This is a genomic window from Streptomyces yaizuensis (assembly GCF_034961445.1).
GTDB classification, from domain to species: Bacteria; Actinomycetota; Actinomycetes; order Streptomycetales; family Streptomycetaceae; genus Streptomyces; species Streptomyces yaizuensis.
The window spans coordinates 474535-492037 of the sequence record NZ_BSBI01000001.1; the positions used below are offsets into that span (position 1 = coordinate 474535).

The 17503-nt window shown below is 72.4% G+C and carries 12 protein-coding genes; 8 read left to right on the forward strand and 4 right to left on the reverse strand.

Translation table 11 applies throughout. The features are described 5' to 3' along the window. Positions 1-5: 5 nt before the first annotated feature. The 4 genes from SYYSPA8_RS01710 to SYYSPA8_RS01725 all read right to left on the reverse strand — a co-directional run bounded on the left by SYYSPA8_RS01710 (position 6) and on the right by SYYSPA8_RS01725 (position 3286). Positions 6-407 carry a peptidase inhibitor family I36 protein gene (locus tag SYYSPA8_RS01710; protein WP_323445073.1) on the reverse strand — a complete coding sequence of 134 codons (402 nt, stop codon included), beginning with the start codon at positions 405-407 and terminating at the stop codon, positions 6-8. A gap of 119 nt (positions 408-526) precedes the next feature. Beyond that, positions 527-934 carry a hypothetical protein gene (locus SYYSPA8_RS01715; RefSeq protein WP_323445074.1) on the reverse strand — a complete coding sequence of 136 codons (408 nt, stop codon included), beginning with the start codon at positions 932-934 and terminating at the stop codon, positions 527-529. 681 nt (positions 935-1615) lie between these two features. Next, positions 1616-2200: a snapalysin family zinc-dependent metalloprotease gene (locus SYYSPA8_RS01720; protein ID WP_323445075.1), complete on the reverse strand. Its 585-nt coding sequence runs from the start codon at positions 2198-2200 to the stop codon at positions 1616-1618. A gap of 315 nt (positions 2201-2515) precedes the next feature. Then, complete coding sequence (locus SYYSPA8_RS01725; protein ID WP_323445076.1) at positions 2516-3286, reverse strand: class I SAM-dependent methyltransferase; 771 nt, start codon at positions 3284-3286, stop codon at positions 2516-2518. 846 nt (positions 3287-4132) lie between these two features. Between SYYSPA8_RS01725 and SYYSPA8_RS01730 the strand changes: the two genes are divergently transcribed. The 8 genes from SYYSPA8_RS01730 to SYYSPA8_RS01765 all read left to right on the forward strand — a co-directional run bounded on the left by SYYSPA8_RS01730 (position 4133) and on the right by SYYSPA8_RS01765 (position 17502). Further along, positions 4133-5611: a sugar transferase gene (locus tag SYYSPA8_RS01730; RefSeq protein ID WP_323445077.1), complete on the forward strand. Its 1479-nt coding sequence runs from the start codon at positions 4133-4135 to the stop codon at positions 5609-5611. Positions 5612-5693: 82 nt separating this feature from the next. Further along, the gene (locus tag SYYSPA8_RS01735) at positions 5694-7046 is read left to right on the forward strand and encodes a nucleotide sugar dehydrogenase (protein ID WP_323445078.1); all 1353 of its coding nucleotides are present in this window, start codon (positions 5694-5696) and stop codon (positions 7044-7046) included. After that, positions 7036-8316: a glycosyltransferase family 4 protein gene (locus tag SYYSPA8_RS01740; protein WP_323445079.1), complete on the forward strand. Its 1281-nt coding sequence runs from the start codon at positions 7036-7038 to the stop codon at positions 8314-8316. Before SYYSPA8_RS01735 ends, SYYSPA8_RS01740 begins: the two co-directional genes overlap by 11 nt. Further along, positions 8313-9710, forward strand: a complete 1398-nt coding sequence (locus SYYSPA8_RS01745; RefSeq protein ID WP_323445500.1) for a Wzz/FepE/Etk N-terminal domain-containing protein — start codon at positions 8313-8315, stop codon at positions 9708-9710. Before SYYSPA8_RS01740 ends, SYYSPA8_RS01745 begins: the two co-directional genes overlap by 4 nt. Beyond that, on the forward strand, positions 9707-11308 hold the full coding sequence (locus SYYSPA8_RS01750) for a Wzz/FepE/Etk N-terminal domain-containing protein (protein ID WP_323445080.1): 1602 nt from the start codon (positions 9707-9709) through the stop codon (positions 11306-11308). Before SYYSPA8_RS01745 ends, SYYSPA8_RS01750 begins: the two co-directional genes overlap by 4 nt. 3 nt (positions 11309-11311) lie before the next feature. Further along, positions 11312-13240 carry an asparagine synthase (glutamine-hydrolyzing) gene (gene asnB, locus SYYSPA8_RS01755; RefSeq protein ID WP_323445081.1) on the forward strand — a complete coding sequence of 643 codons (1929 nt, stop codon included), beginning with the start codon at positions 11312-11314 and terminating at the stop codon, positions 13238-13240. A 54-nt stretch (positions 13241-13294) separates the two neighbouring features. Continuing rightward, the gene (locus SYYSPA8_RS01760; protein ID WP_323445082.1) at positions 13295-15523 is read left to right on the forward strand and encodes a bi-domain-containing oxidoreductase; all 2229 of its coding nucleotides are present in this window, start codon (positions 13295-13297) and stop codon (positions 15521-15523) included. Between the two features lie 47 nt (positions 15524-15570). Beyond that, the gene (locus SYYSPA8_RS01765) at positions 15571-17502 is read left to right on the forward strand and encodes an alginate lyase family protein (RefSeq protein WP_323445501.1); all 1932 of its coding nucleotides are present in this window, start codon (positions 15571-15573) and stop codon (positions 17500-17502) included. The last annotated feature ends 1 nt before the right edge of the window (position 17503 follow it).

Genomic DNA, 17503 nt, shown 5'->3' on the forward strand with positions numbered 1-17503 from the left:
CTCCTTCAGCACGGGCGGAAGGAGCTGATCTTGTCGTTGATCCACCCGGGAAGGGTCGCCCACCACTCCCAGGGGCCGATCCTGAACTCCAGCCCGCCGTAGTTGGGGTGCTCGTAGAAGCAGATGGAGTAGTACGAATCGTTCACGATGGAGGAGACCTGGTCCTGGTACTGGCCCATGTTCGAGTTGACGTTGGGCATGTTGAAGGGGAGTGAGTATCCCCCGTAGTTGGCGTCCTTCCGAAGACACAGGCTGCGACCGTTCTCCATACAGCCGGCGGCCTCGGCGGGGGTGGCGTTCGCGAGCACACCGGCCGACGCGGTCAGTACGACGAGAGTGCCCAGGAGCGCCATCCGGCGCTTGACGTGCGAAAGGACGGAGATCCTGCCTTCGGCGCTGGAATGCATGGCTGCCTTTCTGTCGGCTTGCTGACCGGTACTTTCCGGCTCGGTAGCGGGATGAGCGGTGCGAGCGGTGCGGGGGAGGCCGGCCGGCAGGGCCGTCCGGCGGTGCGGACGGCCCGTGGTCAACAGGGGCGGTAGGACGAGATCTTGTTGTCGATCCAGGAGGGGATCGTGGCCCAGTTCTCGCCGGGGCCGATCCTGAACTCCAGTCCCCGGTGGGCGGAGTGCTCGTAGAAGCACATGGACAGGTTCGTGCTGTTGCTTATGGAGGACGTGGTGTCCCTCGCCGGTCCGCTGAGATCCGAGACGTACGTGGGAGCACCACTGGGGTACACCGGGATCGAGTAGTTGGGCTGGGCGTAGATGAAGACGCCGGCCAGAACGGTGATCGGATCCGTGGCCGTCGCGGCGGTGGTCGCCGGGGCGGCGGCCGCCGGGGTGGCGACCGCCGTGACGCCCGCCGCCGTGACCAGCGTGCCCACGGCACCGGCTACCGCCAACCGCTGCCTGATCTTCTTCGAGAACGACATGGACTGTCCTTTCCTCTCGGGGAGAAACCCGCCTCCGGCGCACCTCGGGCCCCGGGGCGGATGCACGGCATGACGCGATGGTGCAAATTCTTGCTGAAAGGAACAGTAAGAACTTTCCACCACTGGGCCGCCGGAGACAAGAGGTCTGTCCGTCTGAAACGCGGCCGCGGGGTGGCCGACCGTCCGGAGGGTCCCGACTCCCGTGGCGGCAGGGGGCGATGGCCCGGACCGCAGGTCCTGCCTGGGGAGGCCGACCGGGAACCCATGGCCCGTCACCAGCCTCCGGCCCGCGGTCTCCGAGGGTCCAATACACAGCCGTGATGGCAGCTGTCACGATCGCTGATCCCGCCGTGCGGCTCTCTGCCGGACCGCCTCCGCCAGGTGCCGTTCATGGCGTACCCGGGGCCGGCGGGATCAGTGGCCCGGCTCCGCCGGGCCGGCCTGGAGCAACTCGCCCTTGTCGTCGGCGTAGACCCGCAAGGCGGTCGCCGAGGGAGATTGAATCGTGTCAATCCCGCGCATCGCCGAATTGTCCTCCGAGGAGAAGGGCATGGCGGGCTTCGGACCGCCCAGGGGCCGCCCGGACCGGGGCGACAGCGGCGACGGAGGAGGGTGGAGCCGACCGGCCTCCACCTCGCCGCCGGCCGCGTCCGGTCGGCGAGGTGGTCCGAAAGGAGCGGCTCAGCCCGCGTCGACCAGCACGCGGCCGTCGGTCGGGATGCGGGACGCGGCCCCGGCTGCGTAGGCGGCCTCGACCCGTGCCTGTTCCGTCGCGTTGGGGAGCGCGTTCCGGCAGCTGGTGCCGGCGCTGGAGCCCGACATCAGCTGGGAGCACGGGCCGGGCTTGGTGTCCCACAGGCCCAGGTTGTGGCCGATCTCGTGCGCGGCGATGCGGGTCTTGTCGTGCCCCTGCGTGACCGCCTGGCTGCCGAGTTCGACACGGGCCTGGCCGCCGGGGCGGACCGGGCCGAGTGTGGCCTGCGGCCAGCCGCTGGTGGCCACGATCTGGATCTCGGCCCGGGCGCCGGGGGAGACCCTGACCAGCTTCACGTTGTCGACGTTCGCGTTCCACGAGGCGACTCCGGCCGTGACCGCCGCCTCCCAGCCGGTGGCCCGGCTGTCGTCGTAGCGGAGTGTCACCACGAGCGCCGCCGCGCTCTGTGCCGTGGCCGGATCCGGCGCCGACACGGCGTGCGCCGCCGGTGCCGTGGTCAGGGCGACTGCCACGAGGGTGCTGGCCAATCCCAGGCGTATGCAAGGCAGCATTGCTGTCCCTTCACATGTGGGGGCCTCGATTCCGTCCGGAACCGAGAGCGCGGCACGGCCACCGGCGGGCCGGCGCGCGCGGCTGGAGGCGCAGGACGGTGAGGGGAGCGCACCGGTTCGCTCGGATTCGACGTGCCAACCCGTTCCATGAGGCCGGGCATACGCCAACTCCACCCCTCTCCTCGCCGCCGGCGATCGTGGCAGACGGTACAACGCACCCCTCTCACCAACAAGCGATTGCGACCCCGCCTGCGGTGGGAATTTCGACCACGCCAGGCGGGCTCCGCCGCTTCCCGGCGTTCCTCGTTCCCGGGGTCAGGCGTCCTTGCGGAAGACGAGCACCTCCGTGGTGGCGACGCCCATGGGTGCCAGGAAGCCGGCTTCCAGGCCGCAGCCGAGGGTCGCGAAGAGATCCACACAGGTCCGGCGGGGCATGGCGGCCGGGTAGGAGTCGTGGCCCGCGCCGCCCTCGGTCGCCCAGGTGCGTACCGTCTCCGGGTCCAGGCAGGTCTCCGTCATGACATCGAAGACGATCCGGCCACCGGGCCGCGTGACGCGTGCCATCTCGAAGAAGTAGCGGACGGCGCAGAGGAAGGTCACAGTGTTGAAGACCTTGTGCGCCTGTACGAGGTCGACGCTGGCGTCGGGTGTCGGGGCGAGGCTGGACCCCTGGGCCGGCCGGGCGACCACGCCGAAGGTCTCCACCAGATGGGCGGCCCAGGGCGCCGCCGTCTCGTAGATCTCGTAGCGGTCCGGCGCACACTCCTTGAGGGTCTTCTCCAGGTACCGTCCGGACCCGGGGCCGATCTCCAGCACCGTCTTCGGGCTGTCGGCGAAGACGCCGAGAGCGCGTAGCTCGTCGATGGTGGACTGGGTGGCGCCCGGCGTCCCGTTCATGACCCCGTCGAGGTAGTCGCCGACCGACAGGCCGGCCGCCCGCGCGGCCCGCATCGTCGCCTCGAACGGGATGAAGTCGTCCACGCCACCCCGGTTGTCGGTGCTGCGGACGATGTCGAATCCCGTGCGTCCCAGGAGCCGCCTGACCCCCGACTTCAGTGCGGACGTTGTGCTGCCTGCTGCCCTCATGGGGCATGCCCCCTCAGATCGTGGCCACCCTCGGTGTCAGCATAGGATCACCGGCGCGGCCCCGCAGGGGGACGGTGAATTCGCCGCGCGGCTGCCGGACATCAGCCACCGCGCCGGGGGTCCACACCCGGTGGGTGCCGTTCCGGCAGGGCGGTCCGGCGATCCCCGGCGACCGGCGGACACCATTCCGCGGCAGTGTCCAGGTGTGGCCTACATCGACCACTCCCGTCACGGTTTTCCCACTGGAGTGCGTCAACAGGGCCTGGGTCCGGCCCGGTTGTGACGGTCGGCGCGCCTGCCGCCGCCGGTGGCGGCGGCCCGGAGAATTCCCGTCATCCCAGCTCACACGGCACGTCTTGGTCGTCCAACCATCCTTTGTGGAGCACCGGTCGGTGATTCACTGTCAAAGCTTGAACACGAATTGCACACATCCCCTCTCCATACCGGCCCCGATGGTCTAGATTGACCGTGCTTCAGCTGTTCGGGCACTGCCCGAACAACAATGATCTATGGGTCCGGCGCCACGGACAGCCAGTAGTCGCATCCCGGCGCCGGACGTGGGGGTGATCGATTCTTGGAGCCCGGTACGGGCCTCGGGTGCGGGGAGCACCCAAGGCTTCGAGGGGCTCCCGCCCATCCCGAGAGCCTGGCAGGAGAGACGCGTCCGCTGCCGCCGGGATGGGTTGTTCGACTACCGCCGAAACAGCCGGGAAGGTCATGTCCCGGGGGGTGGGGGACCCCCCGGGCGGAGGAACAGCGCGGCGTCGCGGGGGGCGGGGACCCCCCGAAGGGGAGGAACAGTGTTACGCGAACACGTCGAAACCGCTGGGGACCTGGGGGGGTTCTGTGCAGCAGGGGGAATTAGCCAGCCCGTTTCCGTCGGCACACGGACGGCTGGCGAACGGGACGATCAGCCGGACGGTGGTCGACTGGGAGGAGCGGTACCGCCGTACCGTGATCATCAGCGATACGGTGACCACCGCCTTCGTCGTGGCGGCGATCGGCAACTTCTTCGGGGCCCGGGACGCGGCCAACTGGCACGAGAAGTGGGGAATTCTCGCCTTCGGCACCGAGCTGCTGGTGCTGGGAGCGCTTGCGGTGAACCGCTCGTGGGCTCCGGCCGTACTCGGCCAGGGCGCCGAGGAGTTCCGCAGGCTCGGACGCTCGCTGTTCACGGCGGCCGTCGTCCTGGCGCTCGGCGGGATCGCCCTCACCTCGCGCAACATCAAGCTCTGGATCTTCGTCGCGATCCCCGCGATCGCGCTCCTCACCATGACCGCGCGGTATCTGCTCCGGCTCTCGTTGCACAAGCAGCGCAATGAGGGGCGGTGCCTGAGACCGGTGCTCGCCGCCGGGAGCCCGGACACCGTGCGCGACCTGATCGGCAGGGCCCGCAGGTTTCCGCACCTCGGCTGGCGGGTGGACGGGGTCTGCACGACGGACGGCCTCGGGCCCGACGGCGACCAGCTGGACGGAGTGCCGGTCGTCGGCCGGCTGGCGGACGTCGCCAACCACGTCCGCCGCGGCGGCTACCGGGTCGTCGCGGTCACCCCGGACCCGCACTGGTCGCCGGACCGGCTCCAGCGGCTGGCCTGGAACCTCGAAGGCAGCGACGCCGAGATGGTCGTGGCCCCCGTACTGATGGAGGTGGCCGGCCCGCGCCTGCACGTCGACGCGGTGCTCGGGATACCGCTGCTGCGGGTCAGCATGCCGACCTTCACCGGTGGCCGCCGGGTGGTCAAAGCGGTTGTCGACCGCATGGGCGCGGTGATCCTGCTGATGCTGTTCGCGCCGCTGATGGCGTTCGTCGGGCTGCTCGTGCTGCTGGAGAGCCGGGGCGGGGCGTTCTACCGCCAGCGCAGGGTCGGCAAGGACGGCCGCGAGTTCACCATTCTCAAGTTCCGCACCATGGTCGCCGGGGCCGACCGGGCACGTGCCGCGCTGGTCGACCGCAACGAGGGCGCCGGCCTGCTGTTCAAGCTCCGCCGGGATCCGCGGGTGACCCGGGTGGGAGCGGTGCTGCGCCGGTACTCGATCGACGAGCTGCCGCAGCTCTTCAATGTGCTGACGGGGTCGATGTCGCTCGTCGGCCCGCGGCCCCCGCTGCCGGAGGAGTCCGCCGCGTACGGTCCGGACATCCGGCGGCGGCTGCTGGTCAAACCCGGGCTCACCGGCCTGTGGCAGATCAGCGGACGCAGCGACCTGCCGTGGGAGGAGGCGGTGCGGCTGGACCTGCGGTACGTGGAGGACTGGTCGCTCGCCCTGGACACGGTGATTCTGTGGAAGACGATGCGCGCAGTGGTCTACGGGCAGGGGGCCTACTGATGCGCGGGGGGCGCCGGTTCAACGGTCCCGCCGATATGCGGACCGCAGGCCACAAGGGCCTGCCTGGGGGGAGGAACGAGTCATGAGAGTCAGCGTTTTCGGGCTCGGCTACGTGGGCTGTGTGTCGGCCGCGTGCCTGGCGAGCATGGGGCACGAGGTCATCGGGGTGGACGTGAACCAGGTGAAGGTCGACCTGGTCAACGACGGCAAGGCCCCGGTGGTCGAGGAGCGGATCGGCGAACTCATCGCCGAAGTCGTGCGGACCGGGGCGTTACGTGCCACCGGCGACGTCCGCGAAGCGGTCCTGGGCAGTGACATTTCACTGATCTGCGTGGGTACGCCGTCGGAGCCCAACGGCAGCCTGTGCACCACCTACCTGGAGCGGGTCACCGAGCAGATCGGCGCCGTACTGGCGGAGCGCGGCAAGGACGGTGAGTGCGGCGAGGACGGCGAGGGCGGCGGGCGGCAGACCGTCGTGTTCCGCAGCACCATGCTCCCCGGCACCGCTCTGAACCTGCTGGTACCGATCCTGGAGAAGGCCGTCGGCGGCACGGCCGGGGTGGACTTCGGGGTCGCGGTCAACCCGGAGTTCCTGCGCGAGGGCACCAGCGTGCGGGACTTCTTCGACCCGCCCAAGACCGTCATCGGCGAACTCGACCGCGCGAGCGGCGACGCGGTGGCGGCGCTGTACGACAGCCTGCCCGGCGAGGTCTTCCGGGTGTCCGTCCCGACGGCCGAGGCGATCAAGTACGCGGACAACGCGTTCCACGGACTCAAGGTCGGCTTCGCGAACGAACTGGGCGCGGTGTACCAGGCGCTCGGAGTGGACTCGCACCAGGTGATGGACGTGTTCCTGGCCGACCGCAAGCTGAACATCAGCCCCGCCTATCTGCGCCCCGGCTTCGCCTTCGGCGGCTCCTGCCTCCCCAAGGACCTGCGCAGCCTGGTCCACGCGGCGCAGCGGGCCGACGTCTCGGTGCCCATCCTCGCCAACGTGCTGCCCTCCAACTCCGCCCATTTGCAGCGCGCGGTGGAACTGGTCGAGCGCACCGGCAAGCGCCGGGTGGGCCTGTTCGGACTGTCCTTCAAACCCGGCACCGACGACCTCCGCGAGAGCCCGCTGGTCGAGCTGGCGGAGAGACTCTTCGGCAAGGGCTACGACCTGCGGATCCACGACGCCAACGTGAGCCTGTCCCGGCTGCTCGGCGCGAACCGCGAGTACATCGAGACCCGGCTGCCGCACCTCGCGCAGCTGCTCGCGGACTCCGTCGAGGAGGTGCTTCAGCACGCCGAGGTATGCCTGGTGGGGACCAGGGATCCGGCCGTGCTGGCGGCGCTGCCCCACGGCGACGGACCGGTGATTGTCGACCTCATCCGCCTTCCCGACGCCGAGACGCGCCGGACCGAACCGGGGTACATGGGCCTTGCTTGGTGACACATCGTTCGATGAAACAGCCGGCGGCGACCGGCCGGACCGGCGCGCGCTGATCCTGGTGGAGAACCTGTCGGTGCCGTTCGACCGGCGGGTGTGGCAGGAGTGCACGACCCTGCGCGACGCCGGCTGGACCGTGCACGTCATCTGCCCCCAGGGCACCAAACGGGACACCGAGCCGGAGGCGGAGATCGACGGGGTGCGGATCCACCGCTACCCGCTGCGCGCGGCCACCGGAGGGCCGGCCGGCTATCTGCGGGAGTACGGATCGGCGCTGTGGCACACGGCCCGGCTGGCCCGCAAGGTCGGCCCGGTCGACGTGGTCCACGCCTGCAACCCGCCCGACCTGCTGTTCCTGCCGGCCCTGTGGCTGAAGCGGCGCGGCGCGCGATTCGTCTTCGACCAGCACGACCTCGTACCGGAGCTGTACCTCTCCCGGTTCGACCGCGGCGAGGACCTGCTCTACCGGGCCGTGTGCGCGCTGGAACGCCTCACCTACCGGGCCGCCGACATCGTGCTCGCCACGAACGAGAGCTACCGGGATGTCGCGATCCGCCGTGGCGGTCAGCGGCCGGAGGACGTCTTCGTGGTGCGCAGCGCACCCCAGACCGACCGCTTCCAGCCGGTACCGCCCGAGCCGGAGCTGAAGCGCGGCAAGCCCCATCTGCTGTGCTACCTCGGCGTCATGGGCCCCCAGGACGGTGTCGACTACGCCCTGCGGGCCCTGGCGAAGCTGCGCGACGACATCGGGCGGACCGACTGGCACGCGGTGTTCGTCGGCGCCGGCGACGCCTTCGACGCGATGGTGCAGCTCTCCCGGCAGCTCGGACTCTCCGATCAGGTGCAGTTCACCGGGCGCATTCCGGACGCCGACCTCGTGCGCTACCTGTCCACCGCGGACGTCTGTCTCTCCCCCGACCCGCGCAATCCGCTCAACGACGTGTCGACCATGAACAAGGTCCTGGAGTACATGGCCATGGGCCGGCCGATCGTCTCCTTCGACCTCCGGGAGGCGCGCGTCTCCGCCGGTGACGCCGCCGTCTACGCACCCGCCAACGACGAGGCCGCGTTCGCCGGGCTCGTCGCGCAGCTGCTGGACGATCCGGAGCGGCGGGCCCGGATGGGCGCGATCGGCCAGGAGCGGATCGGCGGACAGCTCTCCTGGCGGAACTCGCAGACCTCGCTGCTCAACGCCTACGCCGCAGCCTGCCGTGACCGCACCGCGGTGCCGGCGGCCGAGAAAGTACGGACAGGGAAGTGGCCGCGTCGTTGAACGAAGACCCGATACGCCTGGTCACGATCGGGCGGATGTTCCGCCGGCGCCGGCGGCTCCTCACCGTCCTCACCCTGGTGGGCGCGCTCGCCGGCTACGGCACCTCGGTGCTGTTCCCACCGCGTTACACGGCGTCGGCATCGGTCCTGCTGCCCGGGCAGTGGGAGCAGCGCGAGCTGCTGACCCAGGTGGAGATCGCGACCAGCTCGGCCGTGATCGACCGCACCGCCGCCGTACTCGGCTGGAAGGGCGTCGGCGGAGCGGAGTTACGGGACCGGGTGAGCGCCAAGGCAGCCGACGGGAACATCATCACCATCTCCGGTACCGCCGAATCCCCGGAGCGCTCACAGCAGCTCGCCGACCGGGTGGCCCAGCAGCTCGTCGCCTTCGCCGAGCGGATCGCGGGCCGCGGCACCGACTCCGAGGAGACCACGGGACCCGAGGTACTGCGGCAGCAGGTGGAGGAGACCAACCGCCGCATCACCGACCTGGCCGAAGCGGCCGATCCGGGGCAGACCGTGGAGAGCGTCCAGGCCCGCACCGCACTGGAGAAACTGCGCACCACGCTGGCGGAGGCCATGAAGAAGCTGGACGAGGCCGACCCGGCGACCAACAAGGCCGGCCTGGTCGTCATGGGGCCGGCGACCCGGCCCACCGGCCAGGCGCCGCCGACGAGGACACAGCTCATCGGCGCCGGTGCGCTGCTGTTCCTGCTGCTCTCGGTCATCGGCCATCTCACCGCCGCCCGGATGAACCGCCGGCTGCGCACCGAACCGGAGATCGCCACGGCGCTGGGCTCGGCACCGCTGGGGAGCGTCGACGTCCCCGCCGAACGGCCCGCGCACCGGCCGCAGGGCCGCGACCCGCGGGCCTGGATCCGCCGGCTACTCGACCTCGACACCCGGTGGGACGTACCGACCCCGCGGACCTCCGGCGACGAGGACAGCAGACGGATCCGCTACCAGCGGGTGTGCGCCCGCCTGAAGGACCGGGCGCCCGGCACCCGGCGGCTGCTGGTCGTCGTACCGGACGGCGACGACATCGCCCGCCGGGCCGCCGCGCGCCTCGTCACCGAGGCCGGGAACGACCCTTCCCCCGCCTCGCCGGGCGGCGAACACCCCGTACTGCGGGTGGTGGAGGTCCCGGTGTCCCGGCCGCTGCTCCCGGACCGCGACACCGAGTCCGGTGCCCTGGTCGTGCTCAGCGCCGGCAGCTGGACCGCGGCGGAACTCGCCGGCATCGCCGGCGCCTGCGCGGACGGCGGGTACGAGGTCGTCGGCAGCGTCGTCGCCGGCGCCGTCCGCACCGCCCGTCCGGCGCGGCCCGCCGACCGTCCCGCGGACAAGGCCCCGGCGCTCGCCGCCCACGGCCACGCGACGGGGGAGTCGGAGTGAGCACGAGCACGACCGCGGAGCCGGCGGCAGCCGCTCCGCTGCTGGACCTGCAATCACTGGTGGTTGCGGTGCGCAGGCGCCGCCGCCTGTGGAGCGCCGCCGCACTCCTCGGGCTGCTGGGCGGTGCGGCGTCGGCGGTCCTGCTGGCGCCGCCGCCGACGGCCGTGACCAAGGTGCTGGTGGCCCATCAGGGGGACCATCCCAACGACACCGGAACGCTGATGCGCACCGATGTCGCCCTGCTGGGGACCACCCGTATCGCCGACAGGGCCCTGAAGTCCCTCAAGTCCTCCGACAAGCCGGAGGACTTCCTGGGGGAGTACCGGGGCACCGGCCTGACCAACAACCTGCTCCAGATCGATGTGACGGGCGACAGCGAGAAGGAAGCGGTGGCCCGGGCCGGGGCACTGGCCGACGCGTTCGTCGCGGACCATGTGCGGCGGATGCGGGAGGCCGCGACCGCCGAGGCCGAGGCCCTGCTCGACCAGCGCGACCGGATGCGCGGCGAGCTGGCCCAGGTCAACAAGACGATCGGGGACCGCTCGCCGGGGAGCGGGAACGACGCGGAGGCATCGGCGGACGACCCGAGAGCGTCGGCGAGCACCGAGTCGCTCTTCGCCCGCCGCGCCGAACTCAACTCGCGGATCGCCGACTTCGACCAGCGCGCGGCGGAGGCACGCACCGGCACGCCCCGGGTCGTCGCCGGCACCCAGATCGTGGACGCCCCGCGCGTGGTGAAGCACTCCCTGCCCAGGGCCGCCGTCACCAACGCCGTGATCGGGCTCGTCCTCGGGCTCGCCCTCGGACTCGCGCTGGCCGCGGTCGGCGCGGTGGTGGCGGACCGCCCCGTGCTGCGCCGGGAGATCGCCGCGAACCTGGGCGCCTCGGTCGTCGCGGAGCTGCGCCGGACGCCCCGCCGGCCGGCCTGGCCATGGCAGCGCCGGCGGACCCGGGCGGCCCGGACACGGCTCGTCACGACCCTGGCCCGGACCGTGCGCGGCTGTGCCGAACCGGTGTCGCTGCTGGAGCTGGGGTGTGCCCGCGAGACGAGCGCGATCGCCCTGGACGTCGCCGGGGCACTGGCGGCGGACGGGCCCGTGGCCGTCGTCGACGGTCTGCCCGGCCCACACCTCGCCAGGAGCCGCCACAAGCCGGGGGGCCCGGCGGTGGTCGGCGGCGAGGAGGCCGGGACCATACCGCAGGAGACGCGCCGGCTCGGCGTCGGCTCGGTCGCGCCCGGCACGGCATGGACCGACCTGCGCTACCTCGGCGGCCACACCGTGCTCGTCGTGCGCGCCGGGCACGGCAGCGCCGCATGGCTGCACACCGTGGCCCGGCAACTCGCCGACCAGGGCATCGCGGTGGCCGGCGTGGTGCTGATCGACCCCGATCCGCGTGACCGGACCGACGGCACGCTGTGGGACGGGCCGCACACCGCGCTGCGCGGCCCCGACGGGGGATCGGCCCGGCACAACGGCACGGTCGGCAGGCCGCGCACGGAGCGGCAGGCCCGGCAGAACGGGACGGGCCGGCTGCGGACGGAGCGGCTGTCGACGCCGGCCGCACGGGTCCCGGACAGCGACCAGGAGGGGCAGTAGACCATGTGTGGCATCGCAGGCACCTACCGATGGCCGGACGGAAAGGCCGTCACCGACCGGCTCACCGATGTCCTCGCCCACCGGGGTCCGGACGGGGCCGGCCGGTACAGCCACTCCACCGGCGACGGCGAAGTGCAGCTCGGGCACCGCCGGCTGGCCATCATCGACCTGTCCGAGGCCGGCGCCCAGCCGATGGTCTCGGGCGGCCTCGCCCTCACCTACAACGGCGAGCTGTACAACGCGCCCGAACTCCGCCGCGAACTGGCCGCCGCGGGGGTGCGCTTCCGGGGCACCTCCGACACCGAGGTGCTGCTGGAGGCCTGGCGCCGCTGGGGCACGGACTGCCTGCCCCGGCTGCGCGGCATGTTCGCGTTCGCGGTCTTCGACGAGCGCACCGGTGAGCTGGTGCTCGCCCGCGACCAGCTCGGCATCAAACCGCTGTTCCTGCTCCGGCGCGGTACGGGCCTGGCGTTCGCCTCCGAGCTCAAGGCGCTCGCCGCGGCCACCGGCGGGACGCTCCAGGTGGACCACGCGGCGCTGGTGGCCTCGCTGCTGTACTACTGGGTGCCGGACTCCCGGTGCGCGTTCCGGGAGGCGGAGAAGCTGCCGCCGGGGAGCTGGCTGCGGTGCCGGCCCGACGGCCGGGTGGAGCGCGGCCGGTTCTGGAACCTCCGCGACATCGCGGCCGAGGGCCGGGAGCGGGCCCGCGGCGGCGAACTGCCGGACCTGGCCGCCATCGTGGAGGAGTCGACCCGGCACCATCTGCTCTCCGACGTACCGGTGGCGACCTTCCTCTCCGGCGGTCTCGACTCCAGCTATCTGACCGCGCTGGCGGCCCGCGACCGGCCCGGGATCTCCGCGTACACGATCGGGTTCCGCGCCGAGGACGCCCGGTTCGAGGCGATGCCGGACGACCTGCGCTACGCCCGGCAGGTGGCGGAGCGGTTCGGCGTCGACCTGCACGAGATCGAGATCGCCCCGGACGTGCTCGACCTGCTGCCGCGGATGACCTACCACCTGGACGAGCCGATCGGCGACCCCGCCGCGATCAACACCTTCCTGATCTGCTCGGCCGCCCGGGAGGCCGGGGTCAAGGTGATGCTGTCGGGGATGGGCGCCGACGAGCTGTTCGCCGGGTACCGCAAGCACCTGGCCAACCGGCTCGCGCTGCGCTACCAGCGCGTCCCGCGGCCGCTGCGGCGCGGTGTGTCCGGGGCCGTGGGCCGGCTGCCGGTCGCCACATCCCGCCGGGGCTACCGGTCGGTGCGCTTCGCGAAGCGGTTCCTCTCCTTCGCCGACCTGCCGGAGGAGACCGCGTTCCGGCGCAGCTACACCATGTACGACCGGGGCGAACTGCTCGCCCTGATCGATCCGGACCTGGCCGGGACGGTCGACGACGTACTGACCGAGCACGCGGACGTCTACGCGGACAACGACCTCGACGACCACGTCAACCGCATGTGCCTGGGCGACGCCCGGATGTTCCTGCCGGGCCTGAACCTCGCCTACACGGACCGCTCCAGCATGGCCGCTTCGACCGAGGTGCGGGTGCCGTACGTGGACGTCGAGGTGGTGAAGGCGGCGTTCGCGGTGCCCGGCGATCGCAAGATCGTCGGACGGCAGGGCAAGGCCGTCCTGAAGGAGGCGGCCACCTCGATTCTGCCCCGGGAGATCGTCTACCGGCCCAAGGGCCTGTTCAGCGCCCCGCTGCGGGCCTGGATGAGCCGGGATCTGGCACCGCTGGTGCGCGAGGTGGTCAACGACGGCGAACTCGTCCGCTCCGGGTTCCTGCGCCGCGACGCGCTGGCCCGGCTCGTCGCCGAGGACGCCGCCGGGCAGCAGGACTTCTCCAAGCATCTGTGGCATGTGCTGACCCTTGAGTACTGGTATCGCGGCGCGACCTCCGGCTCCGGCCGGAGCGAGGCGGCCTGACAGCGCTGACCGTGCCGACCGTGCCGACAGCGTGGAAACAAATGAGGAGCTCGGGTGAAACAGGTTGTGCAGAACTACAAGAGCGGCGAGCTGGCGCTGCTCGACGTGCCGGTGCCGGGGTGCAAGCCGGGCGGTGTGCTGGTCCGTACCGCGTACTCGCTGATCTCCACCGGGACCGAGCTCATGAAGGTGTCCGAGGCGGGCATGTCGATGCTGGGCAAGGCCCGCTCCCGGCCGGACCAGGTGGCCAAGGTCGTGCAGAGCGTGGCCACCAACGGGGTCCCCGCCACCTACCGCAAGGTGATGGGCAAGCTGGACTCCTACACACCGCTGGGCTACTCGCTGTGCGGGGTGGTCGAGGAGGTCGGCGCCGGGATCGACGATGTGAAGGCCGGCGACCTCGTGGCCTGCGCCGGCAATGAGCACGCGCTGCACGCCGAGCTGAACTGGGTGCCGAAGAACCTCTACACCCCGGTCCCGGACGGCCTCGCGCCGCAGCACGCGGCCTTCGGCACCGTCGGCTCGATCGCGTTGCAGGGCGTCCGCCAGGGCGAGCCGCAACTCGGCGAGGTGGCGCTCGTCATCGGCCTCGGGCTGATCGGGCAGCTGGTGGTGCAGCTGCTGACCGCCTCCGGCGTCCGCGTCGTCGGCGCCGACCCCGACCCGGTGCGCTGCGAACTCGCCGAGCGGCTGGGCGCCGCCTCCTGCGGCGACCCCTCCTCCGCCGCCGTGGAGGCCGCCGTCGCCGAACTCACCGGCGGTCACGGCGTGGACCAGGTGTACCTGGCGGCCGGCGGCGGCAGCAACCAGCCCGTCGAGCTGGCGGCCCGGCTGAGCCGGGACCGCGGCCGGGTCGTCGACATCGGCAAGTGCCGGCTGGACCTGCCGTGGAACGCGTACTACGAGAAGGAGCTGGACGTCCGCTTCTCCCGCAGCTACGGTCCCGGGCGCTACGACCCGGCGTACGAGCTGGAGGGCCGCGACTACCCGATCGGCTATGTGCGCTGGACGGAGCGCCGCAACCTGGCGTGCTTCCTCGACCTCGCCGCCCGCGGCCGCGTCGACGTGGAGCCCCTGGTCTCCCACACCGCCGACTTCGCCGACGCCGTCGACACCTACCGGCGGCTGAAGGACGGCGACCTGAAGGCCGTGGCCGTGCTGTTCCGGTACCCCGGCCCCGACAGGGACACGACCGCGGACCCGGCTGGGAACACGACCGAGAGCACGACCGGGGCGCAGGCCCCGGCGGTGGCCGTGCCCGCGGTGAAGCGGCGCGACGGGAAGGCGACCACCCCGGCCCGGCCCGTCCAGGGGCCGGTGCGGCTGGCGTTCGTCGGCGCGGGGAACTACGCCACGTCGATGCTGCTGCCGCACCTGGCCCGGCGCGACGGCGTCGAGCTGTCGACCGTCGTCACCACGACGGCGCTGTCCGCGGCCAACGCGCAGCGGAAGTTCGGCTTCGCCGGGGCGACCACCGATCTCGACGCCGTACTCGGCGACACGTCCATCGACGCCGTGTTCGTGGTCACCCGGCACAGCTCGCACGCCGAACTGACCCGGAAGGCCCTGCTGGCGGGCAAGGCGGTGTTCGTGGAGAAGCCGCTGGCGCTCGGCGAGGACGAACTCGCCGGTGTGCTCGCGGCGGTGGAGGAGTCCGGCAACGACCGGCTCCAGGTGGGCTTCAACCGGCGCTTCGCCCCGCTGCTGCGGGAGGCCAGGAAGCGGTTCGGCGCCCGGACCGGTCCGGCGAGCCTGCGCTACCTGGTCAACGCGGGTCGCCTGGAGCACGGCAGCTGGTACCTCCGGCAGGGCACCGAGGGCTCGCGGTTCGCCGGCGAGGGCGGGCACTTCATCGACACGGCGAGCTGGCTGCTCGGGGCCGACCCGGTCGCGGTGTACGCCGTGGCCCCGCCCGGCAACGAGGACCTCCAGGTCGTGCTGCACTACCCGGACGGGTCCACCGCCACCCTCAGCTATGTCACCACCGGCTCGGCCGGCTTCCCCAAGGAGACGCTGGACCTCGTCGCGGACGGCAAGGTGCTGCGGCTCGACGACTTCGTCCGTGCCTCGGTGTACGGCCAGAAGCGGTGGGTCAGCTCCCGGCTGCCCAAGGCCCGGGACAAGGGCCAGTCCGCCGAGCTGGCCGCGTTCATCAAGGCCGTGCGGACCGGCGGCCCGATGCCGGTGCCGCTGGAGTCGCTGGTCGCCACCACGGCGGCCACCTTCGCGGTGCAGGCCGGCCTGGCCTCCGGCGCGCCGGTGACCCTGGCGGGGACGCAGTGACGGCGATCCCGGGGGGCGCGGGCTGGTATCTGCGGCGGCTGTCCCGGATGGGGCCGCGGGAGGTCGGCGGCCGGGCGGTCGACGCCGTACGCCGACGGCGGTGGCGGTCGGCGCCGCCCGCCGGCCCGGACGTGACCGGCGCCCGGTTCACCGCCGTCCTGCCCGCCGGGACGATCGCGGCGGTGCCGCCGGACGCCGCGAAACGTCTCGTCGCCGACGCGGACCGGCTGATGGACGGGCACGCCGTGTTCTTCGGCGTGGACCGCGACGACCTGGTGGACCCGGACTGGTTCCACGACCCGAAGACCGGGCGCCGGGCCCCGCTGAGCCATGCCTTCGACGTGCCGTACCGCGACGAAGAGGCGGTCGGGGACATCAAGCAGATCTGGGAGCTGTCCCGGCACCACCACCTCACCGTGCTCGCCACCGCCTACGCCCTCACCGGGGACGAGCGGTACGCCGAGCGGGTGGCCGCGCACCTGCGGTCGTGGTGGGCGGCCAACCCGCCGCTGCGCGGGGCGCACTGGATCAGCGGCATCGAGCTGGGCATCCGGCTGCTGTCCTGGGTGTGGATCCGCCGGCTCCTCGACGGCTGGCCGGGCGCGGCCGCGCTGTTCGAGGACAACCCCCGGGCCCGCCACCAGATCTGGCACCACCAGCGCTGGCTGGCCGCCTTCCCCAGCCGGGGATCCTCGGCGAACAACCACATCATCGCCGAGGCCGCCGGACAGGCCGCCGCCGCCTGCGCGTTCGCCTGGTTCCCCGCGTCCGCGCGGTGGCGGGCCGACGCACTGCGGTCGCTGGACCGGCAGCTACGGAGCAACACCTTCCGCTCCGGCCTCAACCGTGAGCTGGCCACCGAGTACCACGGGCTGGTGCTGGAACTCGGCCTGGCCGCCGTGGCCGAGGCGGACGCGGCCCGCGTGCCGGTCCCCGCGACCGTCCGGCTGGTGCTGCTGCGCATGACCGACGCGCTCGCGGCCGTCGTGGACAACCGGCTGCGGCCGCCCCGCCAGGGGGACGCGGACGACGGACACGGCCTGGTCGTGGACGGCGCGGGCACCGACCGCTGGGCCTCGCTGCTGGCCACCGGGGACGCCGTGTTCGGCCGGCTCCCCTGGTGGCCGGAGGTGACCGGCACCGATGTCCGCACCCCGCTGCTGGCCGCGCTCGTCCAACCGTACGCGCGGGTCGCGGCCGCACCGGCCGTGACCCGCCCGGCGCGCCGGCCGGCCCACTTCGCCGACGCGGGGCTCACCGTCCTGCGCGGCCCGGGGGAGATCTGGTGCCGCTGCGACGGCGGCCCGCACGGCTTCCTCTCCATCGCCGCGCACGCCCACGCGGACGCCCTGTCCGTGGAGGTCCGGCACGACGGGGTCGACATCCTCGCCGACCCGGGGACGTACTGCTACCACGGGCAGCCCGAGTGGCGGCAGTACTTCCGGTCGACCATCGGCCACAACACCCTGGAGCTGGACGGCGGTGACCAGTCCGGCTCCGGCGGCCCGTTCCTGTGGACCCGGCACGCCCGCAGCCGCGTCCTGGTGGCCGACACCACCGGCGGGAACACGGCCCGCTGGTGCGCCGAGCACGATGGCTACCAGGGCTCGGTGCACCGCCGCCGGGTGGAGCTGGACACCGCGACCGGGGAGCTGCGGATCACCGACGAGGTGAGCGGCCCGCGCCGGGCCGCGCGCCTGGCGTTCCACCTCGGGCCGGCGATCTCCGCGGACCTGGCGGGGAACCGGGCACGGCTCACCTGGACCCGGGACGGCGAGGACCGCTCCGCGGTGCTCGACCTGCCAGGACAGCTGGAGTGGCGGGCCCATCGCGGCGCGAGCGACCCGCCGCTGGGCTGGTACTCCGCCGGCTTCGGGCGCAAGGAACCCGCCACCACGCTGGTCGGCGGTGGCTTCGCCGACGGCACCGGGCCGTCGGGGGAGTTCACCACCGTGCTCAGGTTCGGCGACAGGCCGTAGG

Excerpts from the sequence above, each read along its gene's own strand:
- SYYSPA8_RS01710 (WP_323445073.1), bottom strand. The coding sequence starts at position 407 with ATGCATTCCAGCGCCGAAGGCAGGATCTCCGTCCTTTCGCACGTCAAG.
- SYYSPA8_RS01725 (WP_323445076.1), bottom strand. The coding sequence starts at position 3,286 with ATGAGGGCAGCAGGCAGCACAACGTCCGCACTGAAGTCGGGGGTCAGG.
- SYYSPA8_RS01765 (WP_323445501.1), top strand. The coding sequence starts at position 15,571 with ATGGGGCCGCGGGAGGTCGGCGGCCGGGCGGTCGACGCCGTACGCCGA.
- asnB (WP_323445081.1), top strand. The coding sequence starts at position 11,312 with ATGTGTGGCATCGCAGGCACCTACCGATGGCCGGACGGAAAGGCCGTC.
- SYYSPA8_RS01720 (WP_323445075.1), bottom strand. The coding sequence starts at position 2,200 with ATGCTGCCTTGCATACGCCTGGGATTGGCCAGCACCCTCGTGGCAGTC.
- SYYSPA8_RS01715 (WP_323445074.1), bottom strand. The coding sequence starts at position 934 with ATGTCGTTCTCGAAGAAGATCAGGCAGCGGTTGGCGGTAGCCGGTGCC.
- SYYSPA8_RS01735 (WP_323445078.1), top strand. The coding sequence starts at position 5,694 with ATGAGAGTCAGCGTTTTCGGGCTCGGCTACGTGGGCTGTGTGTCGGCC.